This window comes from Caloranaerobacter sp. TR13 (genome assembly GCF_001316435.1).
Taxonomy (GTDB): Bacteria; Bacillota; Clostridia; order Tissierellales; family Thermohalobacteraceae; genus Caloranaerobacter.
Window position 1 is genome coordinate 15,437 of sequence record NZ_JXLL01000010.1, and the last position, 22,986, is coordinate 38,422.

At 30.7% G+C, this 22,986-nt stretch carries 21 protein-coding genes and 1 riboswitch; all 21 genes read left to right on the forward strand.

The genetic code is table 11. The annotated features are described in order from the left end of the window. Positions 1-120 precede the first annotated feature (120 nt). The 21 genes from TR13x_RS07690 to tsaD all read left to right on the forward strand — a co-directional run bounded on the left by TR13x_RS07690 (position 121) and on the right by tsaD (position 22,936). Positions 121-1,386 (forward strand): sugar ABC transporter substrate-binding protein, encoded by a 1,266-nt coding sequence (locus TR13x_RS07690; protein WP_054871339.1) that lies wholly within the window; start codon positions 121-123, stop codon positions 1,384-1,386. Between the two features lie 81 nt (positions 1,387-1,467). After that, a complete protein-coding gene (locus TR13x_RS07695) occupies positions 1,468-2,361 on the forward strand; it encodes a carbohydrate ABC transporter permease (protein ID WP_054871340.1) in 894 nt (297 codons plus the stop codon). A 79-nt stretch (positions 2,362-2,440) separates the two neighbouring features. After that, positions 2,441-3,349 carry a carbohydrate ABC transporter permease gene (locus TR13x_RS07700; protein ID WP_082394834.1) on the forward strand — a complete coding sequence of 303 codons (909 nt, stop codon included), beginning with the start codon at positions 2,441-2,443 and terminating at the stop codon, positions 3,347-3,349. A 63-nt stretch (positions 3,350-3,412) separates the two neighbouring features. After that, complete coding sequence (locus TR13x_RS07705) at positions 3,413-5,035, forward strand: alpha-glucosidase (protein WP_161802938.1); 1,623 nt, start codon at positions 3,413-3,415, stop codon at positions 5,033-5,035. Positions 5,036-5,169: 134 nt separating this feature from the next. Next, positions 5,170-6,177: a substrate-binding domain-containing protein gene (locus tag TR13x_RS07710; protein WP_152912135.1), complete on the forward strand. Its 1,008-nt coding sequence runs from the start codon at positions 5,170-5,172 to the stop codon at positions 6,175-6,177. Between the two features lie 90 nt (positions 6,178-6,267). Next, positions 6,268-6,951 (forward strand): YesL family protein, encoded by a 684-nt coding sequence (locus TR13x_RS07715; protein ID WP_054871342.1) that lies wholly within the window; start codon positions 6,268-6,270, stop codon positions 6,949-6,951. 16 nt (positions 6,952-6,967) lie between these two features. Beyond that, positions 6,968-7,876: a glycosidase gene (locus TR13x_RS07720; protein WP_054871343.1), complete on the forward strand. Its 909-nt coding sequence runs from the start codon at positions 6,968-6,970 to the stop codon at positions 7,874-7,876. A gap of 16 nt (positions 7,877-7,892) precedes the next feature. Continuing rightward, positions 7,893-8,837: a DUF1861 family protein gene (locus tag TR13x_RS07725; protein WP_054871344.1), complete on the forward strand. Its 945-nt coding sequence runs from the start codon at positions 7,893-7,895 to the stop codon at positions 8,835-8,837. Positions 8,838-9,008: 171 nt separating this feature from the next. Beyond that, entirely contained in the window at positions 9,009-11,297 is a 2,289-nt protein-coding gene (locus TR13x_RS07730) for an ATP-binding protein (RefSeq protein ID WP_054871345.1), read from the forward strand. After that, positions 11,275-12,435, forward strand: a complete 1,161-nt coding sequence (locus tag TR13x_RS07735; protein ID WP_054871346.1) for an amidohydrolase — start codon at positions 11,275-11,277, stop codon at positions 12,433-12,435. The genes TR13x_RS07730 and TR13x_RS07735 overlap by 23 nt, the downstream gene beginning before the upstream one ends. Positions 12,436-12,766: 331 nt before the next feature. Continuing rightward, a riboswitch (FMN riboswitch) is annotated at positions 12,767-12,884 on the forward strand. A 97-nt stretch (positions 12,885-12,981) separates the two neighbouring features. Then, positions 12,982-13,584 (forward strand): ECF transporter S component, encoded by a 603-nt coding sequence (locus tag TR13x_RS07740; RefSeq protein WP_054871347.1) that lies wholly within the window; start codon positions 12,982-12,984, stop codon positions 13,582-13,584. A gap of 336 nt (positions 13,585-13,920) precedes the next feature. Next, positions 13,921-15,108 (forward strand): pyridoxal phosphate-dependent aminotransferase, encoded by a 1,188-nt coding sequence (locus tag TR13x_RS07745; RefSeq protein WP_054871348.1) that lies wholly within the window; start codon positions 13,921-13,923, stop codon positions 15,106-15,108. A 318-nt stretch (positions 15,109-15,426) separates the two neighbouring features. Beyond that, positions 15,427-15,885, forward strand: a complete 459-nt coding sequence (tsaE, locus tag TR13x_RS07750; RefSeq protein ID WP_054871349.1) for a tRNA (adenosine(37)-N6)-threonylcarbamoyltransferase complex ATPase subunit type 1 TsaE — start codon at positions 15,427-15,429, stop codon at positions 15,883-15,885. After that, the gene (gene tsaB / locus TR13x_RS07755; protein ID WP_054871350.1) at positions 15,885-16,607 is read left to right on the forward strand and encodes a tRNA (adenosine(37)-N6)-threonylcarbamoyltransferase complex dimerization subunit type 1 TsaB; all 723 of its coding nucleotides are present in this window, start codon (positions 15,885-15,887) and stop codon (positions 16,605-16,607) included. The genes tsaE and tsaB overlap by 1 nt, the downstream gene beginning before the upstream one ends. Then, positions 16,600-17,046, forward strand: coding sequence for a ribosomal protein S18-alanine N-acetyltransferase (gene rimI, locus TR13x_RS07760; protein WP_054871351.1), 447 nt, complete (start codon positions 16,600-16,602; stop codon positions 17,044-17,046). The genes tsaB and rimI overlap by 8 nt, the downstream gene beginning before the upstream one ends. A 165-nt stretch (positions 17,047-17,211) precedes the next feature. Next, entirely contained in the window at positions 17,212-18,468 is a 1,257-nt protein-coding gene (locus TR13x_RS07765) for an efflux RND transporter periplasmic adaptor subunit (RefSeq protein WP_054871352.1), read from the forward strand. Beyond that, positions 18,465-19,142, forward strand: coding sequence for an ABC transporter ATP-binding protein (locus TR13x_RS07770; RefSeq protein ID WP_054871353.1), 678 nt, complete (start codon positions 18,465-18,467; stop codon positions 19,140-19,142). Before TR13x_RS07765 ends, TR13x_RS07770 begins: the two co-directional genes overlap by 4 nt. Before the next feature lie 37 nt (positions 19,143-19,179). Beyond that, on the forward strand, positions 19,180-20,403 hold the full coding sequence (locus TR13x_RS07775; protein WP_054871354.1) for an ABC transporter permease: 1,224 nt from the start codon (positions 19,180-19,182) through the stop codon (positions 20,401-20,403). Between the two features lie 104 nt (positions 20,404-20,507). Continuing rightward, on the forward strand, positions 20,508-21,242 hold the full coding sequence (locus TR13x_RS07780; protein WP_054871355.1) for a Yip1 family protein: 735 nt from the start codon (positions 20,508-20,510) through the stop codon (positions 21,240-21,242). Positions 21,243-21,326: 84 nt separating this feature from the next. Next, the gene (locus TR13x_RS07785) at positions 21,327-21,530 is read left to right on the forward strand and encodes a hypothetical protein (protein ID WP_054871356.1); all 204 of its coding nucleotides are present in this window, start codon (positions 21,327-21,329) and stop codon (positions 21,528-21,530) included. 380 nt (positions 21,531-21,910) lie between these two features. Then, positions 21,911-22,936 carry a tRNA (adenosine(37)-N6)-threonylcarbamoyltransferase complex transferase subunit TsaD gene (gene tsaD / locus TR13x_RS07790; protein WP_054871378.1) on the forward strand — a complete coding sequence of 342 codons (1,026 nt, stop codon included), beginning with the start codon at positions 21,911-21,913 and terminating at the stop codon, positions 22,934-22,936. Positions 22,937-22,986: the final 50 nt, after the last annotated feature.

Here is a 22,986-nt window from a genome sequence, read left to right on the forward strand (position 1 = left end):
AACTTCAAAGAAATAATTAACAAACTTTATCATCACATTCCATAATTAATACTATTTGTGTATTTTCAGGTTATTTCAAGGTTTAACCACGATTAACAATTTAAAGAAGGGGGAAATAAAATGAAAAAAACTTTAGCTATGATTTTGGCATTAGTTATGGTATTCTCTTTAGTGTTAACTGGATGTGGAGCTGATAAGAGTAAAGAAGATACAGCTTCTAATTCAAATCAAAAAGTAGAACTTAAATTTGCTACTTGGGCAGGAGCACAAGAATTAAAAGAACTTCAAGAAATAGTAGACAGATTAAATAGTCAATCAAAAGAGTATAAAATTGAAGTAATGAGTATACCATCAGATTATTACGTAAAAATTCAAACTATGATAGCAGGTGGTACTGCACCAGACCTTATATGGTTATCACAAGAATACATACCAGCGTATGCTAGTATGGGTGCTATATTAGATATTACTAAATTTGCACAAGAAGATAAAAGTTTAGATTTAAGTGATTTCTATGAAGCAACTTTAGCTACAGCAAAATATCAGGACAAGCTATATGGTTATCCATGGATTTCACAGCCAGTAATTATGTATTACAATAAAAAGTTATTTGATGAAGCGAATATCCCATACCCAACTGATGATATGACATGGGAACAATTTATCGAAGTAGGTAAAAAGTTAACAAAGGATACAGATGGTGATGGTAAAGTAGATCAGTACGGATTTATAGTAAATGGTTGGCCACCAATTCACTTATGGTTATGGACTCATGGTGGTGATATAATTAATAGTGAAGGAAAAGTTGTTATCGATTCTAAAGAATCAATTGAAGGAATTAAAGTATTAAATGACATTATAAATGTTGATAAGATTACTCCAAGTAAAGCACAAATAGAAGCTCAAGGATTTGGTGAGCAGTTTAAGACAGGTAAGATTGCAATGTTCATGGGTGGAGCTGCTGATGATTTTGAAAAAACTATAAAAGACTTTGAGGTAGGAACTGCTCCAATACCTCATGGTGTAAAAAAAGCTACTTTTAACTGGATTGCTTCAACTGTAATTTCTAGCCAAACTAAGAATAAAGAAGTTGCTTATAAAGCTTTAAGAGACTTAACAAAAGCATTCTTAGATTGGAAAGTTGTACCTCCAGTAAAATCAAAAGTTGATGATATTGTAAAAATTAGACCTGATAAGAAAGATGCAATTCCTGCAATTAGAAAGTCAATGGAATTTGGTAGAGGTTTCAATAACCAAATTAAACAAGCAGAAATTGATTCAATAGTATGGGATAACTTATATGATCCTATTTTAAGAGGAGAAGCTAAACCAGAAGAAGCAGCTAAGAAAACTGCTGATAAACTAAGAAAACTTTTAGGTCAATAATTTTGGGCATAGAAGAGTAGCATTAATGTTACTCTTCTATGTTTGCTTAGTCTATATTTTATTATTTAAGAAGGTGAAGAGATGAAGCAAAAGAATAAACTATATAAAAAACTAAAAAAATACGAAGGTTACTTTTTTATTTTACCTTGGATATTAGGAATGTTACTTTTTACAATAGGACCTATTTTATTTGCAATATATATAGGATTTACTGAATGGAAAATTTTAACCAAACCTAACTTTGTAGGATTTCAAAATTATATTGACATATTTCATGATGAGAACTTCTGGAATTCTCTAATGGTAACAGTGAAGTATGCTATATTTGCTGTTCCGTTAGGTATAATTACTTCACTAACAATTGCTATTTTAATGAATACAGAAATAAAAGGGATTAGATTTTTTAGAACGATATATTATTTACCAGCAGTTGTTTCGGGAGTTGCTGTTGCACTTTTATGGAGATGGGTATTAGATCCAGAATTTGGACTTATAAATCTTATGCTTGCTCAAATTGGAATACAAGGGCCTGGCTGGTTATCTGATCCTGATTGGGTATTACCATCGTATATACTTATGGCTCTTTGGGGAGCAGGTGGAGGAATGATTACGTATTTAGTAGGATTAAGAGAGGTACCACAAAATTTATATGAAGCTGCTGAAATTGACGGAGCTGGTCCATTGACAAAGTTTTTTAAGATTACTTTGCCTTTGATGACACCGATATTATTCTATAACTTAATAATGGGTATAATAGGTGCATTTAGAAAGTTTACAGATGCCTATATTTTAGGTGGTGCTGGAAATCAAGGAAAATTCTATTTAGTTTATTTATATGATAATGCTTTTAAATACTTTAAGATGGGTTATGCTACAGCATTGGCATGGATTTTATTTGTCATTATTTTCTTATTAACACTTATTATATTTAAATCATCTTCCCTATGGGTTTATTACGAATCAAACGATGATTAATCAAAATACCCAGTACCAAGTACCTAGTACCCAGTACCAAGTATCAAGTACCCAAATCTATTATCAAGAGGTGACAAAAATGATTTCTAAAGTTGGAACGGTAGTAGAGAATGATATACAAGTAAGTGAGGAATTGAAAAGGATAAAACGTAGAAAAAAAAGACGTGAGATAATTAGGAAAACTATTTTATATATAATAATTTCTATAGGTGGTATTTTAGCAATGCTTCCTTTCTTGTGGATGTTATCAACTTCTTTGAAGGATAGTTCAGTGGTTTTCCAGATACCACCTCAGTGGATACCAGAGCGTTTTGCATGGGAGAATTATCCTAATGCTATAAAGGCTATTCCTTTTATCCGTTATACTTTTAATAGTGCTTTTATTACAGTTATGAAAATGATCGGTGAAGTTTTCACAGCTGCATTAGTAGCTTATGGTTTTGCAAGATTTAGATTTCCTGGAAGAAGGATATTATTTTTAATATTACTTGCAACAATTATGATACCAGGAGAAATTACTTTAATACCTGTATTTATTATGTTTAAACAAATTGGATGGATAGATTCATTTAAACCTCTTATTGTACCAGCTTTCTTTGGAGGTTCTGCAGTTTTTATTTTCTTCTTAAGACAGTATTTTGCTTCTATTCCTAAGGAATTAGAAGAAGCTGCAAGAATTGATGGATGTAGTTCTTTTCAGATATTTTATAAAATATTTCTTCCTATTTCAAAGCCAGCTTTAGCAACTATTGCTATTTGGTCGTTTCAAGGAAGCTGGAATGATTTACTAGGGCCACTAATCTATTTAAATAGCTTGGATAAATTTACTTTACAGATTGGTTTAACAATGTATCAAAGTTTAAATAAAGTAGAGTGGGGACAGTTAATGGCGGCTTCATTATTAGTTTTATTACCAGTGCTTATATTATTCTTTTCAGCACAAAAGTACTTTACTGAAGGTATTAAACTTACAGGAATAAAAGGCTAATGAGGAAAGATCACTAGAGGAGAATATTCCCCTAGTGTTCATTTGTTTAAAGGAGGCATACATGTGAAAAACTGGTGGAAAAAAGCTATCTTTTATGAGATATATATTAGAAGTTTCTGTGATGGTAATGGAGATGGAATAGGAGATTTTATAGGGATTACAAAAAAACTAGACTATTTAAAAAGTTTAGGGGTAGATTGCATTTGGCTTACACCTTTTTATAAATCTCCAAAAGTAGATAATGGTTATGATATTTCAGATTATTACGAGATAGATGCTGATTATGGAACCATGGAAGATTTTGAAACTTTTTTGAAAGAAGCACATAAAAGGGATATAAAAGTTATAGTAGATTTAGTTTTAAATCATACTTCAGATAAGCATCCGTGGTTCATTGAATCTAAGAGTTCTTTACAATCACCTAAACGAGACTGGTATATTTGGAAAGATCCGAAAGATGGTGGAGTACCGAATAACTGGGAGTCTTTTTTTGAAGGGTCTGCATGGGAATATGATTCAAATACAAAGCAATATTACTATCATGCCTTTGCGAAGGAACAGGTAGATTTAAATTGGAGAAATGAAGATGTAAAAAAAGCTATGTTTGATGTCATTAAGTTTTGGCTTGACAAGGGTATTGATGGCTTTAGATTAGATGTAATAAATTTTCTAATGGTAGATGAACAGTTTAAAGATAATCCTTATGATGAAAAAGGCAAACAAATTCATAAGTATGATAAAGACTTACCAGAAACACTTGATATAGTAGAAGAATTAAGAAAATTAGTTGACCAATATCCAGACAAAGTATTAGTAGGTGAAGTAGGAACTGAAAATGTTTTGGAAGCAGCACCTTATTTGGATGAAGAAAAAAGACTTCATTTGGTATTTAATTTTAATTTAGGAAGCATTCAAAAATTTGATGTAAATAAAATATTTAAAGAACTGAAATCATTAGAACAAAATTTAAATGGAGGACTACCAACTATATTTTTTAGTAGTCATGATATGCCAAGACATGTTACAAGATTTGGAAATGATAATAATAGGGAAGATATGGCTAAATTGTTCTCTATGCTTATTTTAACAGCAAGAGGAGTTCCTTTTATATATCAGGGCGATGAATTAGGAATGACTGATATTTATATAAAAGATATAAAAGATATGAGAGATGTTGCTGGTATATTAGCCTATGAAAAAGCTATAAAAGAGGGCAAAACTGAGGATGAAGCTATAAAAATAGCAAACGAAGCGGGAAGAGATAGTGGTAGAAACCCTGTTCAATGGGATAGCAGCAGGTATGCTGGTTTTTCTTTAACTACTCCGTGGCTTCCTGTAAATGAAAATTATAAAGAGCTAAATGCAAAAAAGCAAAGTGAAGATGAAAATTCCGTATTAAATTTTTATAAAAAATTAATCCGAATAAGGAAAAATAGTGATGCTTTATTACAAGGTGAATATATTGTTTTACAAAATAAAGATGATTTAATATATTTTATCAGAAAAAGTGGAAATGAGAAATGTGCTGTATTTCTAAACTTCTCTGATGAGTATAAAGAAGTAAGTTTAGATAATTTAGATGCGGATAAAATAGAAATGCTTATTTCAAATAAAAGGGAAGTATTAGATGCAAAATATAATATAAGATTATTCCCATATGAAGCATTATTAGTCAGATGTTTATAACTAACATAATATATTATATAAAGTAACAGAGTTATTATTGTAACTTTAGATGAATTAAGTTAATATATATTTAAATATATGTTTTCTATTGTCATATAATGGCGTTTACTTTATTCGTAAAGGGTGAGTTGATAGTGAGTAAGAAGGTAACAATGCAGGATATTGCAGATAGATTAGGAGTAAGTAAGGTTACAGTATCTAAGGCCTTAAACGATAAACCGGGTGTTAGTGAAGAATTAAAACAGAAAATAATAGACTTAGCTGTAGAAATGGATTATAAATTTAATTCCATAGCAAAGGCATTAAAAACTAGACGAACAGGAAATATTGGAGTTATTGTTCCAGAAATATTCTTTACTAAAAATGAGTTTTTCTATACAAAAATATTCCGCTATATTGAAATGGAAGCCACAAGACAAAAAATGAATACAATACTTACAATATTAACAGAAGAAGAAGAAACTAAAAATAAAATTCCTTTAATGTGTCAAGAGCAGAAGGTAGACGGTCTTTTGTTATTAGGACAAGTTTCACCTAGATATGTTACTTTTTTAAATAAACTTAATTTACCTATGATATTAGTTGACTTTTATTATAGAGATATTAAGTTAGACCATATAGTTACAGACAATTTTTATGCTAGTTATAATATTACGAGTTATTTAATTGAAAAAGGTCATAAGAAAATAGGATTTTGTGGAAATATTAATTTATATAGTAGTATTCAGGATCGTTATTTAGGCTACCATAAAGCTTTACTAGAGTATGGTTTAGTTTTTAATGGAAAGTATTTGATTAAAGAGAGAGATGATAAAGGAAATTATATTGATATAAATATTCCAGATGAGCTTCCTACTGCATTTGTATGCAATTGTGATAAAGCTGCATATCTTTTAGGAAGTAAATTAAGTGCTATGGGCTATAAGATTCCTGATGATGTATCTTTAGTAAGTTTTGATGATGTTGAATATAGTACTATGTTTAATCCTCCGATTACAACTGTTAAGGTTAAAAGAAATGAAATGGCTAGACAAGCTGTAAAACAATTATTATGGAGGATTGATAATAATGAAGACTTAGGACAGAGAATAGTTATAGGAACAGATATTGTATTTAGAGATTCAGTTAGAGAGATTAAATAAAGAAATTGACAAGTAAAACGTTATCAATTATAATTTTATTAGAGTAACCGGTTAACCAAAAACGCTTAACAAATTAATCTAGGTGATATTATGGATGAATGGAAAAAGCAAGATATTAATGAATATGAATGTTTAGAGCCTTTTGAAGAACAAAAAGAAACAAAGGGTCCCTTTAGAAAGTTTTTAAGAAGATTTAGTGATGAATATGGTAAGTTTATTTTTGTTAATTTTTTGTTTGTTATTTGTTCTTTACCTATAGTTACTATAGGATTATCTATTACCGGTTTATTTTATGTTATGATGAGATTTGTAGAAGATGAGTATGTAGATGTTTTTTATCATTTTAAAAAAGGGATTGTAGATAACTTCAAGAAAGGTTTGATAGCTGGCATTGTTGTTTTACTGACTATTACTGTTGTTTACTTTCTTTTCTATATAGGTTATTACAATGGGGTAATACTTGATAACTTTATTGGTAAGCTTATTTTAATTATGAGTTTTTTTATATTGTTTACAGGTATAATGGTTCATTTATTTGTTTTTACAATGATTGTAAGATACGATATACCGCTTAGAAGAATTTATAAAAATACATTTGGTATTTTAATGTTGAATATGGCTAAAGGTATTGTAATTACTTCTATACCTTTAATCATATCAATTATTCTATTAATGATACCATATGCCAGTACTTTTTATTTTATTTTATATTTCAGCATTGTATCTTATATAGTTATTAGTAATATTTTAAATATTTTTATACGATATGAATAAAGAAAGGAGTCTCGTAATGTTTAAACTAAGACGTTTAAGTAACAAACCGATACTATCACCGATAAAGGAACATGAATGGGAGAAAGAAGCAGTTTTCAACTGTGCAGTTATATATGAAGATAATAAGTTTCATATGTTTTATAGAGCTTCAAATAATAAGTTTATACTTGATTCTGAAAAACCAGAAGAAGAGAATAAGTTCGTTTCTTCAATAGGATATGCTGTAAGTGACGATGGAATTAATTTCAAAAGATTTGATAATCCTGTATTTGTAGGAGAGACAGAACAAGAAGCCTGGGGCGTAGAAGATCCAAGAATAACCAAAATAGACGATACATACTATATGTTGTATACGGGTTTTGGTGGCAGATCATGGGATGATTTTAAGATTTGCATGGCTTGGTCAAAAGATATGAAAAATTGGACAGGACACAGAGTTGTATTAGATGAGTCAAACAAGGACGCAGCAATATTCCCAGAAAAGATTAATGGCAAATATGTTTTACTGCATAGGAGAGTACCGGATATTTGGATTGCCTATTCTGATGATTTAATAACATGGACAAACCATAAAATAATCATGACTCCTATTAAAAATACATGGGAGTCAAAGAAAATAGGTATTGCAGGACCTCCAATAAAAAGAGAAGATGGTTGGCTTTTAATATACCATGCTGTAGATGACAATCATGTTTATAGACTTGGTGCTGCACTATTGGATTTAAATGACCCTTCTAAAGTTATTGCAAGACAATCTGAGCCAATTTTAGAACCAGAATTAGATTGGGAGGTTAATGGATTAGTTCCAAATGTAGTATTTAGTTGTGGTGCTGTAGAAGCTAATGATAATTATTATGTATATTATGGTGGAGCTGATACTCATATTGGAGTAGCAGCGATTGAGAAAGATAAAGTTAAATTTTAGTTTTAGGAGGCGCGAAATGAAGTTTTATAAAAGATTAGAGCCAAAAACTTGTGAGCAGCTACTTTCAATTTTTAGAGAAAAAAATTATGAAATAAAAGGAGAAAAACTAGAATTTACTGGTGTTGGAAATAAGGATGTATACAACATAACTGCACCATTTGAAGATGATAATGACATGGTTATTGCTGGAAGAGTAGAGGACAGAGATAGCGAGCATTCTCAAGTTGTATTCTTTGTATTTAGAGATGGTAAATGGCAGCCAAGAGAGAATACAAAAATATTTTCTCTACAAGATCCATTTGTTACAAAAATCGGTTCAGAGTTAGTCTTTGGTGGAGTTGAAGTTTTTCCACATCCTACAATAGAGAATGCACTTTGGTATAGAACAGTATTTTATAGAGGTAAAAATATTAATTCCTTAGAAAAATTTGCAGTTGGGCCTGATGGAATGAAAGATATTAGGCTTATTGAGCTTTCAAATGGTAAAATAGGAGTATTTACTAGACCACAAGGAGAAATAGGAGGAAGAGGAAAGATAGGTTTTACAATAATTAATTCTCTTGATGAGCTTAATTCGGAAGTTATTATGAAAGCTAATCTAATTGAAAAGCAATTTATTGATGAAGAATGGGGAGGGGCCAATGAGATTCATTTATTAAATAATGGGCTACTAGGTGTTTTAGGACATATTGCTCGTTTTGATGAAGAAGGTAATAGACATTATTATCCTATGGTTTTTGCATTCAATCCGAACACTAAAGAAGCAACTGAAATGAAAATTTTTGCAACAAGAAGCAATTTTCCAGATGGTCCTGCAAAAAGACCTGATCTAGTAGATGTAGTTTTTAGTGGAGGTATAAGAAGGCTTAAAAATGGAAAAGCAGAATTCTATGCAGGGATAGCAGACGCAGAAGCTCATAAAATTTTAATTCCTGATCCATTTTTAGAATATGAAGAATAAAAAATTTTTATAAATAAAGGAATCCCCCTTTATTGTAAAAGGCACACGTAAGTGTGTCTTTGTTTAATTATTAAGAAAATTTAATATTTTTTAACAAAAAAAGAGGGATATTTGTAATTTTGTAGAATTTATACAAAAAAAGTTCTCTATTTAGTGTGGGGGGTAGTCATTTTGTTTAAAGGGAGTGAAATTAAATATATTAAAGGGGCTTTTTGTGGAATTTTAAATTCAAGCATACTAGATTCTAACAAGGACCCTTTAAAAAATCTGATTTTGGAGGTTATTGAAAATGATGGATGTTTTGTATATGTGTATAATTTCACCGATCAACTTAATATAACGAAGAAAAAGTTTAGAGAATGGGGATTGGCAGTAGATTATCTAGTTAAAAATGGGAAACTTATATTTATCTCTGCTGAAAAAAAATATTTTAAAGATGGACTACTCCTAATAGAAGATATAATAAATTATTATATTAGATTAGTTGACAATTATCGTAAAAAAAATGGATTTAAGCGAATAGTAATACAAGGAGTTAGAGATGATTTCTATAATGAAATAGTTGATTTGGATATTTTATATAGGTTTCATAAAAGGATTAAACAGTTTGCTAAACAGAAGGAAGTAATGGTTATAAAAGAATATTTGATAGATAACTTTATAGAAGAGCGTTTTTATAGACTAGTGCCGCTACATGATACTTTTATTATGAACAACAACGACAATGTAAGTATATTCCAGATAGATAGTGCTAATGATATAGAACTTTTTTATAAATATTTGAGAATTTTATATTTAGATAAAGTTGAATTATATAAAGAGAATAAAAAGCTTGAACTTTTAAATGAACTTATTTTGGATATTTCATATAAACATAACAGTAGACATTTATTAGAATCAGTATTGGAAAAAATTTGTAAAGTAGTAAATGCCGACTTTGGGCTAATCTTTACATATTCAGATATTGAATTTAATTTAGAATATATAATAAAATATAATTTACCTTATGAAATTGATAAATGTATTACCGATGGAGCTTTAAATAAAAATAGACTTCAAGAAAAATTTAGACGAGGAATAAAAGTTTATGATTATAGTCAATTGGGAAGTTGCAATAAGGCTAAATTAATAACTGAACTTGGCATAAAGTCATTTGTTGAGATACCTATAGGTAAAGATGAAAACAACCCTATTGCCTTTCTTATATTAGCTTCTTTTAATTGTAAAAAACATTTCTGTAAGCACATGTCTTTTTTAAAAGCAATTGGCAATACAATATTAGCATTATTAGATAAGCAAAAGCAGATTGAAAGGCATCAAGAGGATTTATTAAGAGCTGAGAAATTCAAGACTTTAGGTGAGCTTGCTGGAGGAATAGCGCATGATTTTAATAATATATTGACTACGATTATAGGCTTATCTCAACTGCTTTTATATCAGGTACAAAACCCAAGTATAAAGAAAAATCTTGAAATAATATATAATTCGGCTCTTGATGGCAAGGCGATAGTTAATAAGATACAGAAAATCACAAGGAAAAAAGTAAGTTCTAACAAGAAGGTAATACTTCTTAATAGTATTGTTGAAACTTCATTAGATATGGCAACACCAAAATGGAATAATACATATGCCGTAAAAGGAATGGAATTTTCTGTAGTAAAAGAACTAAAATCAAATAGTTACATATACTGTGATGCACATGAGATAAGGGAAGTAATTCTTAATATAATACTAAATGCCATAGATTCTATGGAAAATGGAGGGAAGCTAATAGTAAAAACTTATGACAAAGGGGACAAGGCTTATATTCATATTGAGGATACAGGATGTGGAATGCCTAATGAAATTAAAGATAGAATTTTTGAGCCGTTTTTTAGTACAAAAGAGTCTAGAGGAACAGGTTTAGGTTTAAGTATAGCTAAAAATATAATTGATAGCTATAATGGAAGTATAGAAGTAGAGAGCGAAGTTGGAGTAGGAACAAAGTTTATTATTTCATTTAATAAGTATCAGAAAGAAGAAAAACATTCGGATAATGATAATATTTTACCAAAGTTTAATGGGCTAAATGTATTAATTGTAGATGACAAGGCTCATGTAGCATATTCTTTAAAAAAAATGCTTAAGATAATTGGAATAGAATCTGATATAGAAACTAATTGTAGTAATGTTTTAAAGAGGCTATCTAGAAGGGAATATGATATAATGATTTGTGATTTAGCTATGCCGAAGATGAATGGTATTAGGCTTTCTAAACAAATAAAAAGTGTCAAAAAGGATTTGAAAATTATCCTAATGACAGGATGGCCTAATGATTTAGATGGACAAGATTTAAATGAAATAGAATATATAATACATAAGCCTTGTACAATAAAAGAAGTTATTAAAGCTATAAAAAATATAGTTGATGAAAAGAAAAAATTGGAGGGGAAAAAGGATGTTATTAATTCAAAATGGTAGAATTTTGACTATGGCTGGAGAAATAATAGAAAATGGAAGTATTTTGATAGAAAATGGAAAGATTAAGGAAGTAGGTAAAGATATAGTTGTGCCACTAGATGTTGAAATAATTGATGCTAAAGGAAAACTTGTAACTCCAGGATTAATTGATGCACATTGCCATTTAGGATTATGGGAAGATGGCATAGGTTTCGAGGGAGATGACGGCAATGAATGGGTTGATCCAATAACTCCACATTTAAGAGCTATTGATGGTATAAATCCTATGGATAGGACATTTAAAGAGGCATATGAAGGTGGTGTTACATGCGTAGCGACAGGGCCAGGAAGTGCCAATGTAGTTGGAGGACAATTTGCAGCTATAAAGACGTATGGAGATAGAATAGATGATATGATAGTAAAAGAACCTTTAGCTATGAAAATAGCTTTTGGAGAAAATCCTAAGAGGGTTTATCATAGTCAAAAGAAATCTCCGATTACAAGGATGGCAACTGCTGCAAAGCTTAGGGAAACACTTTTTAAAGCTAAAAGGTATGTTGAGAAATTAGAAAAAGCTAAAGAAGATGAGTCAAAAATGCCTGAATTTGATATAAAAATGGAAGCTATGGCAAAGGTAATTAGAAAAGAAATACCGCTTAAGGCTCATGCTCATAGAGCAGATGATATACTAACTGCTATAAGGATAGCTAAGGAATTTGATGTAGATATAACTTTAGACCATTGTACTGAAGGTCATTTAATTGTAGAACATTTAGTAAAAGAGGGTAAGTATGCTATAGTTGGCCCAAGTTTAACTGATAGAAGTAAATTTGAACTTAAGAATTTAACATTTGAAACTCCTGGAATATTACAAAAAGCTGGTGTTAAAGTTGCAATAATGACAGATTCGCCAGTAATACCATTACAGTATTTGCCTCTTTGTGCAGGACTTGCTGTAAAAGCAGGCATGGATGAAATGGAAGCATTTAAAGCTATAACTATAAATGCTGCTGAAATATTAGGAGTAGACGATAGAGTTGGAAGTATTGAAGTGGGTAAAGATGCTGATATCGTAATATTTGATGGTAATCCATTAAAAGATGTTGATTGTAAAGTATATACAACAATAATTGATGGTAAAGTGGTTTATAAAAGATAGGTACTAGGTACTGGGTACTGGGTGCTGGGTACTGGTTTGAATTGAAAATTGAAAAAATAGAGATTAGAGAACAGAGATCAGGGGACAGGGAACAGAGGACAGAAAACTGTAAACTGTTCTCTGGTAACTGGCAACTAATTTTTATTTTCTGACAACTGTGTAGCGCAGAATTAATTCTGCGCTACATAGTATTGTAGAGCACAATTCATTGTGCGAAATTCTTGATTGGCTATTCGTTGTTGGCTTTTCGAATAGTGAAAGACGGTAATTTGCTTCTTGACAAAAATAGAGAATAATGTGATAATAAAGTTAAGAATTAAATATATTTTTTTCTAGTCTTCAGGGCAGGGTGAAATTCCCGACCGGCGGTATAGCCCGCGAGCTGCATTGCAGTTGACCTGGTGAAATTCCAGGGCCGACAGTTAAAGTCTGGATGGGAGAAGATTAGTACAGTTATTGTGTATGTACGCTCCTGAAGATTATCTTCAGGAGCTTTTAATTTGCTAATCCTCCCATAAAAGAACAAAAAATCGATGGAGGGATATCATGTTAACACTAAAAGAAAGACTTAACACTAGAATGCTTACCAAAATATCTGTTTTATCAGTACTTGCATTTCTTATTATGTACATTGAAGTACCTTTATGGTTTACACCAGAGTTCCTAAAGATTGACTTGAGTGATATACCTGCTTTAATAGGAGCCTTTGCATTAGGTCCTATGGCTGGAGTTATAATTGAATTTGTTAAAAATATACTTCATCTTGTAATTAAAGGAACTGTAACTATGGGAGTTGGAGAGTTAGCCAATTTCTTAATAGGAAGTGTGTTAGTTTATACTGCAAGTTATATCTATCATAAAAACAGAACGTTTAAAAATGCGGCTTTGGGTATGATTATAGGTACTATAATGATGACGATTGTAGCTTCTTTATCAAATTATTACTTCTTAATACCGTTTTATGCAAAGTTATTTGGGGCTCCAATAAACGCTTTTGTTGAGATGGGTGCTAAAGTTAATAAATTTGTTGCTGATTATAAAACTTTTATCTTATTTGCAATAGTTCCTTTCAATTTATTAAAAGGAACAGTTGTATCACTTGCTACAATTGTATTGTATAAGAAAATATCACCAATTTTACACAAGTAATTCAAATCGAGGGCATAGCCCTCGGTTTTTTTGGTATTGAAAATGTAAAAATTTTTTTGGCTATTCGTTGTTCTGTTTTTGTTTTTCGATAGTTAATAATTGAAATCCATTACGGAAATATATTTGAATTTATTCTTGATTTGATATGGAAAATAATTTCCTATGGATTATAATAAAATCCTTAAAAATAAATAAAGATTATAATGGAGATTTTATTGAAATCCATAACGAAAATTATATTTAGAAATTATCTTTAAAATTAATAGGAATATAATTTTCTATGGATTATAATAAAAGTATATAGTGATAAAGAAGAATATAAAGGAGAGAGAATAGATGTTATCTAAAAGATTGAATAATATTACTCCGTCATTTACAATTGGTATAAGTAGTAAGGTTCAAAAACTTAGAGAAAAAGGTATAGACATAATTAATTTAAGTATTGGAGAGCCAGATTTTTTTACTCCAGATAAAGCGAAAGAAGAGGCGATTAATGCTATACATAATAATAAAACAAAATATGATTCAGCTTCAGGTCTAAAGGAATTAAAAAAAGTTATTCAAAACAAACTTTGGACTGAAAATGGAATCAGCTATGAAGTTGATGAGATAGTGGTGTCTAGTGGAGCTAAACATTCTATAACTAATTCATTATTAGCTTTGTTAGATAAAGGGGACGAGGTGCTTATACCTAAGCCATATTGGGTAAGTTATCCTGAGATGGTTAAATTAGTAGGAGGAAAGCCTGTATTTGTTGAAACAGACAAATCTAATAATTTCAAGGTTACAGTTAATAAGCTGAAAGAGGTTGTAAGTTCAAGGACAAAGGCGATAATAATCTCGAATCCATCAAATCCAGCTGGAAGTATATATAGAGAAAAAGAGCTGATTCCTATAGTTAAGTTTTGTTTAGAGAACAATATATATATAATTTCAGATGAAATATATGAAAAGATACGTTATATTGACGACTATAAAAGCATTGCTGCTATTTCTAAGGAAGCTAAAGATATAACAATAACTATAAATGGATTTTCTAAATCGGTTTCTATGACTGGATGGAGAGTAGGGTATTCAGCTTCTAATAAAGAAATAGCTAAAGCTATTTCTACTATACAAGGGCATTTAGTTTCGCATCCTTCAACAATATCACAATGGGCAGCAGTTGGAGCACTATCTTATTGTGAAGAAGAAATAAATGAGATGGTTAAGATTTATAAGAGTCGTAGAGATAAGATAGTTTCAATATTAAGTAAAATAAAACCATTATCATTTATTTACCCTGAAGGAGCTTTTTACTTGTTTATTGACATTTCACAATTAAAGCAAAATATGAATTATGACGGAAGTTTTTCGGTTTATTTTGCAGATAGATTGCTTGAAGAAAGTAAGGTAGCTGTTGTACCTGGTATAGCTTTTGGAATAGATGATTATATAAGGATTTCTTATGCATGTAGTATAGATACGTTGACAGAAGGATTAAATAGAATTGCAGAATTCATACATTCTTTATATTGCAGCTAATAGATGAGTTTGTTGGCAAAAATTATTTATGAAAATAACGCTTATGCGAAAGAATTTAGAAAAAACTATAGGCTTAAATTTTTAGAAAATCCTAACGCACCTAATCAAGACGTCCTGTCTTGTAGGATGCTGGCTTAGCGTCCTGCTAAGCCTACGGATTTTCTTAAAAATTTTCACCTGTTTTTTTAAACTAAATTCTTTCAAGCATTCGCTTTTATTTTCATAGATTTTTTAAAATAAGTTTATGTCTGATTCGATAGCTATCAGCAGACAGCTGTTGGTTATTAGCGATATTTATGAATTAGGAAGGATGAAATTATGGTTAATATAAAAACGAACAGTCCTGAAGAAACCTATTCTTTTGGATACAAATTAGGAAAACTTTTAAAGAGTGGCGATATTTTATGCTTAAATGGTGATTTAGGAGCAGGAAAAACAACATTAACACAATCAATAGCTAAAGGACTTGATGTCAAAGATTATGTTACTAGCCCTACTTTTACATTGATTAATGAATATGAGGGGAGATATCCAGTATATCATTTTGATGTATATAGGATAGATGATATAGATGAGATGTATGATTTAGGATTTGAAGAATATATATATTCAGAAGGGGTTACTATTATTGAATGGGCTAGTATAATAGAAGATATACTACCTTTAGAAAGATTGGATATTACTATAAAAAGAGGGAAAGAATTTAACGAAAGAGAAATAATAATAGAAGCTAAAGGGAAACGATATGAAGAAATTGTTAAGGAGTTGATCAAATAGTGAAAATTCTTGCGATAGATACGTCTAGTATTGTTGCAACTTGTGCTATACTTGACGAAGATAAATTGATTGGTGAGTATATATTAAATAATAAAAGAACTCATTCGCAGAAAATAATGCCTATAATAAAAGAAATTTTGGAAAATAGTGAATTGAAACTGGAGGATATAGATGTTTTTGCAGTATCAATTGGACCAGGTTCATTTACAGGTTTAAGAATTGGAGTAGCAACTATAAAGAGTTTAGCTCATGTTTTGAATAAAAAAGTTATTGGTATACCTACTTTAGATGCTCTAGCATTTAATTTACCTTACTCTGATGGTATTATCGTGCCAATGATGGATGCTAGAAGAGATAGAGTATTTACTGGAATTTATAAATGGGAAAATGGCGATCTTTGTGTTATAAAAAAAGCAGATACAATAGAGTTAGATGAATTAATGGATATTTTAAGTGAAAGAGATGAAAGTATTATTGTTAATGGAGATGGTACATTAGTTTACAGACAAAAAATACTTGAGGCTTTAGGAGATAAAGTATTATTTGCACCAAAATCTGCAAATATGGCAAGAGCATCATCAGTTGCAGAATTAGCTCTATCAAGGGCAAAAGAAGGAAGACTAGAAAGCTTTTTTGATTTAGTTCCTGATTATCTTAGAAAGTCCCAAGCTCAGAGAGAGTATGAAGAAAAAATTAAGTGTTGTGGTGAAAAAAATGAGTAAGATCATAATTAGAGATATGACAGAAGAAGATATTGATGAAGTTCTTGATATAGAAAAAAAGTCATTTAAAACGCCATGGTCAAGAGATGCTTTTGTAAAGGAAGTCAATCAGAATAAACTTGCTAAATATATAGTGGCTTCAATTGAGGGTAAAGTAGTAGGTTATGGTGGCGTTTGGATTATTGTTGATGAGGGACACATAACGAATATAGCTGTTCATCCTAATTTTAGAGGATTAGGAATAGGAAATTTATTAGTAGAAGGTCTTATTGGAACTTGCAGAGAAAGAGGAATAAATAGAATGACTTTAGAGGTTAGAAAATCAAATAATATAGCTAAGTCTCTATATAAAAAATATGGTTTTAAAGAGTATGGCATAAGACCAGGTTATTATTCTGATACAAAAGAAGATGCAATAATAATGTGGAAAGAGATGTGATTTTTATCGCATCTCAAATTTTTTTAATTCATCGTAAATAATATAACTTTTATTACATTAAATTCAATGTTTTGGCAGGAAATTGAAGAAGTTTGTAGAAATAGAATAAGATTAGTACTTAAAATGAGAGCGATAAACATATTTAAATAGACTGGGGGTTTTTATATGGCAAAGAGAAAAAAGATTTTAGTAATTTCTCTATTAGTGATTTTAGGAATAGTAATGATAGGGGTAGGAGCATATAAAGCAGCAAAAAAGGAAGATAAAAAAGGAGCTTTTGTAAAAGTGGTTGAAGTATCTAAAGAGGATATATCTTCAACAATAATTTCAGATGGTACTATAAAATCTAAAAATCAGAGAAATGTAGTAACAACACTTCCATATACAATAAAAGAAATATTAGTTAAGGAAGGAGATAGAGTATCTAAAGGTCAAATACTAGCAAAGTTAGATACAGAGGATATTGAATTTAGGATAAGGACTGCAGAAATCAATTTGGAAATTGAAAAGCAGGTTTTAAAGGATATGCTTGAGGCAAAAGATACTTTTCAACTCGAGAAGAATTTAGAAAATGCAAAATTAAATTATGAAAATGCTCAAAAGAAATATCAAAATTCTGTTAAATTATATAATGCAGGGGCGATAAGCAAAGTACAATTAGATGCTGATGAGTCAGCACTAACTGCAGCTAAGATTAGTTTCGAATTAGCTCAGAAACAGTTAGAAGATGCAAACAAGACTAAAAATGTAGAAAATCAAAGAAAGAGAGTTGAACTGCAGCAGTTAAATTTAAATAACCAAAAAGAAGCTCTTAGTAAATGTATAATAAAAAGTCCAATTGATGGAGTCATTGTTTATTCAAGTGCTAAGCTTGGTATACCAGCCAATACAGCTTCACCTTTATTTGTTATTGATGATGTAAGCGATTTAGAAATTGAAGTAAATATCAGTGAATACGATGTAAATGATATAAAATTAGGGCAAAAAGTTAAAATAACTGGAGAAGCGTTTAAAAATCAGGAATATAAAGGAAAAGTTTCGTATATAGCACCTATAGCAACTGAAATGAATACAGGAAGAGGTATTGAAACAAATGTAAAAATAAAGGTTGATATATTAAATCCTAATGAAAAGATAAAACCAGGGTTTTCAGCAGATGTTTCTATTAATACTGCAAACAAAAAAGATGCTTTAGTAGTTCCATACGAAGCTTTGTATCATAAGAAAGATGGAAGTGTAGTTGTATTTAAAGTAGAAGAAGGTAAAGCAGTAGAAATACCAGTTTTGATAGGTGTTGAAGGCGACTTAAAAGTAGAAATAATTTCTAAAGATTTAAAAGAAGGAGACCAAGTCATACTAAATCCTAGTGAAAAGATAAAGGATGGAATGGATGTTAATATACTGAAAGGTGATAAGAAATGATTAAATTAGAGGGCTTGACTAAGATCTATAAAATGGGAGATATTTCTGTTACTGCATTAAAAGACGTTAATCTTAGTATTGAAAAAGAGGAATTTGTAGCTATTATGGGTCCGTCAGGTTCTGGAAAATCGACTTTGATGAATATAATTGGATGTTTAGATAAGCCAACAAAAGGCAAATATGCATTAGATGGAGTAAGTATTCAAGGCTTGAATGACGATGAACTGGCAGCGATAAGAAACAAGAAGATAGGTTTTGTATTTCAAGCATTTAATTTACTACCGAGAACAACTGCATTAAGAAATGTTGAACTTCCAATGATGTATGCAGGAGTCCCAGCTAAAGAAAGAAGAAAGAGAGCCATAGAGTTATTAGAAAAGGTTGGACTTGGAGATAGAATAGATCATAAACCTAATGAATTATCTGGAGGACAAAGACAGAGAGTTGCTATAGCTAGAGCTTTGGTTAACAATCCAGCAATAATATTGGCTGATGAGCCGACAGGTAACCTAGATACGAAATCTGGAGAAGAAATCATGGATATTTTTAAAAATCTCAATGAGGAAGGAGTAACAATAATTATTGTTACTCATGAAGCAGATATAGCTCAGAAGGCTAAAAGAGTTGTTACATTCAGGGACGGAGTGGTTATAGAAGATAGGAAGCTTAAATAAGCTTTTCTAATATGAGGATAGGAGAAGAGGTGATAATATGAATTTTTTAGAAAGCGTGAAAGTTGCACTTTCTAGCCTCTGGGCTAATAAAATGCGGTCATTTTTAACAATGCTGGGAATAATAATAGGCATTGCATCTGTAATTGCTATTGTATCCTTAGGGCAAGGTAGTCAAGCAAAAATTGGGAGTGAATTTGAAAAATTTGGTGCAAATAGGGTTATATTCTGGATGAATTGGAGTGCAAATCCAAGGTATAGAGATCGCTTTGATGATGGTGATATTGAAGATATTAAAAGAGTATTTAAAGATGATATAAAGGCGATATCTCCCAATTTTAATATTAATGGCAAGGCAAATAAAGGTAGAGAGACAGCTTCAGTTACATTATATGGAGTAAATGAAGACTACAACAAAATTGAGAGCATAGATATTGTTGATGGAAGATTTTTACTAACATCAGATATAAAAGGAAAAAGAAGTGTTGGAGTAATAGACAAAGAACTTGCAATGAAAATTTTTAAAAGAACTGATGTAATAGGAGAGAAAATTCTTGTAGATACTGGGTATTCGAAAATTTCATTTACAATAGTTGGGATATATGAATCTCAAGCATCTTCATTTGAGAAGTTAGCTGAAAGATTTGGTCAAGAAATACCTACAAATATATATTTGCCTGTTACATATATGAAAAAATTAGGTTATGGTGATAGGTACTGGGCTATTGAAGTAAATATGGCAGATAGCAGCAAAATTGAGAAAGTTTCTAAGGATATAATAAAGCTTGTAGAAAGGCGTCATAGAAATTCCGGTAATAATTATTACAGGAGCCAGAGTGCAAAACAACAAATGCAGATTATGGACAATGTTTTAGGGATTTTGTCAAAAGTTGTTGGAGCAATTGCAGCAATATCTTTATTAGTTGGTGGAATTGGTGTAATGAATATAATGCTTGTATCTGTAACAGAGAGAACCAGGGAAATAGGTATAAGAAAAGCAATAGGAGCTAGACGAAAGGATATTTTAATGCAGTTTTTAGTTGAAGCTATGATAATATCAGGTATAGGTGGTTTAATAGGAACGATTTTAGGTTTAATTATTGCAAATGTTATTGCTGTTTCAATGGGATTACCACCAACAGTATCAATAGTTACTGTTTTAATAGCGGTATTGTTTTCTGCTGGTGTTGGGATATTTTTTGGAATATACCCAGCTAATAAGGCTGCAAAACTTGACCCAATAGAAGCATTAAGATATGAATAAGATATTTGAATGAATTTGGTAATAATTTTTAGCTTTTCGCTTTCTAAATTGACGAATAGCGAATGGCGAATGACTAATGACTATAATTAAAAAGGAGTGGGATTATGACTGAAAATTTAAATCAAAATAATAACGAAATTCTAAATGAGAATTTTAATGAAACTAGGCCATTTACTTGGTTAGAAAGGCTAAAGTATGTATTTACTGATCCTGTTAAACTATTTGATAATTTAAGAGAGTATCCTAAAGTTTTATTTCCAATATTGTTAGTTGGTATTGGAATGATGTTATTAATATTATTAAGATTAGGTAGTTATAGAGAATTTTTAAGTAGTAAGATGATGGAACAGTTAGCAAAACAGGGTACTGAAATGCCAAATTTAGAAAGTCTAGTTAATACACAGGTATATGTATCTATAATTGTAATAGCTGTTACTCCTATGGTTGTTTGGGTGTTTAAGAGCTTTTTAACTAATGGGCTTGCATCTGTTTTTGGAGGAAATGGAAAATTTAAAGATGCTTTTTCAGTTATTTCACATGCTTTTATACCTGTATTATTAGGTCAGGTTATTATAACTATCATTTCTTTAATAATAGGGAAATTTGATGTACTTATTAATTTTGCAGTACTATTGCCAGAATCAATGACTGGTGGTTTACTATACAGCATATTATCTCAAATTGATATATTTATAATTTGGTATCAAATATTAGCTATTATAGGTATTTCTCAAGTATATGGAATATCAAGAAAAAAATCTGCTTTAGCGGTATTATTACCTTGGATAACTTGGATTTTAATAGTTGGAGGGTTATCTACTGTAAAAGCTGCAATGTAATATTAAACCGTCACAACCTATAAAATGAATAATAATAATATTTATTTGAAACAATAAATGCAAAAGATAAGAGGAGGGTGACGGATGGCCAGCAGAGAACAATTAAAAATGGTAGCTAAAAACTGTAGTCAATATAGACCCAAAGGAGCTTCTATGATAAGCTCTACAGCAGTAACTGACGATAGAAATAAAAGTTGCGTAAATTGTGAGCATTTTACAGAAGATAATAAATGTGATATTAATTTAGTGGATGAAATACTTTCGAATATGGATGTAAAACTAGATTAACTAGATTAAGGGCACCGTATGGTGCCCCAAATTATTTTAAGTTTTTCTCTTCGTTTTTTGAAGATAACGGTATTATAAAAGTTGCCAGTTGCCAGGGTACAGAGGGCAGGATAAACAGAGTTACCAGAGAACAGTTTACAGTTTTCTGTCCCCTGTCCCCTGTCCTCTGTTCCCTGCTTTCTATTCTCTGTCCCCTGACCTCTATTTTTTCAATTTTCAATTTAAACTAGTACCCAGCACCCAGTACCAAGTATCCAGTACCCGGCACCCAGCACCCAGTACCCAAAACCACCCAGTACCCAACCCCCCCTAGTATCTCTTCAAATGTTAGGTTATAATATACCATATATGAAAAGAAGGAGTGGTGAAATTTGGAGAGCATGAGAGATATTATAACTTTAGCCATAGAAACTTCATGTGATGAGACATCTGTCGCTATTGTAAAGAATGGTAGAGAAGTATTATCTAACATTATTTCCTCTCAAATAGAGATACATAAAAAATTTGGTGGAGTTGTTCCAGAGGTTGCTTCAAGAAAGCACATTGAAAATATTAATATAATTATTCAAGAGGCTTTAGATAAAGCTAATGTTACATTCGATGATATAGATAATATAGGGGTTACATATGGTCCAGGACTAGTTGGAGCTTTGTTAGTTGGGGTATCTACAGCTAAAGCCATAGCTTTTGGGAAAAATATACCTTTAGTAGGAGTAAATCATATAGAAGGACATATATGTGCTAATTTTATAGAAGATAAAGAACTAAAGCCTCCATTTATTTGTTTAGTTGTATCAGGAGGACATACACACTTAGTTTTAGTTAAAGATTATGGCGAATATGAAGTAATTGGTAAAACGAGAGATGATGCAGCCGGAGAAGCTTTTGATAAAGTTGCAAGAGCATTAGGGCTTGGATATCCAGGAGGTCCTATTATAGATAAATTGGCTGCAATAGGTAATAAAAATGCTATTGATTTTCCTAGAGTATATTTAGATGATGGGAGTTTTGATTTTAGCTTTAGTGGATTGAAATCTGCTGTGTTAAATTATTTAAACAACTCTAAACAAAAGGGTATAGAAATAGTGGTAGAAGATGTAGCAGCTAGTTTTCAGCAATCAGTTATAGAAGTATTAGTAGAAAAGACGATAAGAGCAGCTAAGGATAAAGGAGTTAATGTAGTTACTTTAGCTGGTGGTGTAGCAGCAAATGAGGGATTAAGAAATCTTATAAGTAAAAGATGTAATGAAGAGAGGTTAGAATTAAGATATCCATCAAAAAAATTATGTACAGATAATGCAGCGATGATAGGATGTGCTGCATATTATGATTATTTAAAAGGGTATAGGGCTAATTTGAACTTAAATGCAGTACCTAATCTTAAACTTGGAGACAAAAAATATTAAGTTATGTATATATATTTATGTTAACTAGACACACAACTGCTTCGACAAAA

Excerpts from the sequence above, each read along its gene's own strand:
- TR13x_RS07720 (WP_054871343.1), top strand. The coding sequence starts at position 6,968 with ATGTTTAAACTAAGACGTTTAAGTAACAAACCGATACTATCACCGATA.
- TR13x_RS07785 (WP_054871356.1), top strand. The coding sequence starts at position 21,327 with ATGGCCAGCAGAGAACAATTAAAAATGGTAGCTAAAAACTGTAGTCAA.
- TR13x_RS07725 (WP_054871344.1), top strand. The coding sequence starts at position 7,893 with ATGAAGTTTTATAAAAGATTAGAGCCAAAAACTTGTGAGCAGCTACTT.
- rimI (WP_054871351.1), top strand. The coding sequence starts at position 16,600 with ATGAGTAAGATCATAATTAGAGATATGACAGAAGAAGATATTGATGAA.
- tsaE (WP_054871349.1), top strand. The coding sequence starts at position 15,427 with ATGGTTAATATAAAAACGAACAGTCCTGAAGAAACCTATTCTTTTGGA.
- TR13x_RS07690 (WP_054871339.1), top strand. The coding sequence starts at position 121 with ATGAAAAAAACTTTAGCTATGATTTTGGCATTAGTTATGGTATTCTCT.
- TR13x_RS07765 (WP_054871352.1), top strand. The coding sequence starts at position 17,212 with ATGGCAAAGAGAAAAAAGATTTTAGTAATTTCTCTATTAGTGATTTTA.
- TR13x_RS07700 (WP_082394834.1), top strand. The coding sequence starts at position 2,441 with ATGATTTCTAAAGTTGGAACGGTAGTAGAGAATGATATACAAGTAAGT.
- TR13x_RS07715 (WP_054871342.1), top strand. The coding sequence starts at position 6,268 with ATGGATGAATGGAAAAAGCAAGATATTAATGAATATGAATGTTTAGAG.
- TR13x_RS07780 (WP_054871355.1), top strand. The coding sequence starts at position 20,508 with ATGACTGAAAATTTAAATCAAAATAATAACGAAATTCTAAATGAGAAT.
- TR13x_RS07775 (WP_054871354.1), top strand. The coding sequence starts at position 19,180 with ATGAATTTTTTAGAAAGCGTGAAAGTTGCACTTTCTAGCCTCTGGGCT.
- TR13x_RS07740 (WP_054871347.1), top strand. The coding sequence starts at position 12,982 with ATGTTAACACTAAAAGAAAGACTTAACACTAGAATGCTTACCAAAATA.
- tsaD (WP_054871378.1), top strand. The coding sequence starts at position 21,911 with ATGAGAGATATTATAACTTTAGCCATAGAAACTTCATGTGATGAGACA.
- TR13x_RS07770 (WP_054871353.1), top strand. The coding sequence starts at position 18,465 with ATGATTAAATTAGAGGGCTTGACTAAGATCTATAAAATGGGAGATATT.
- TR13x_RS07735 (WP_054871346.1), top strand. The coding sequence starts at position 11,275 with ATGTTATTAATTCAAAATGGTAGAATTTTGACTATGGCTGGAGAAATA.
- TR13x_RS07745 (WP_054871348.1), top strand. The coding sequence starts at position 13,921 with ATGTTATCTAAAAGATTGAATAATATTACTCCGTCATTTACAATTGGT.
- TR13x_RS07695 (WP_054871340.1), top strand. The coding sequence starts at position 1,468 with ATGAAGCAAAAGAATAAACTATATAAAAAACTAAAAAAATACGAAGGT.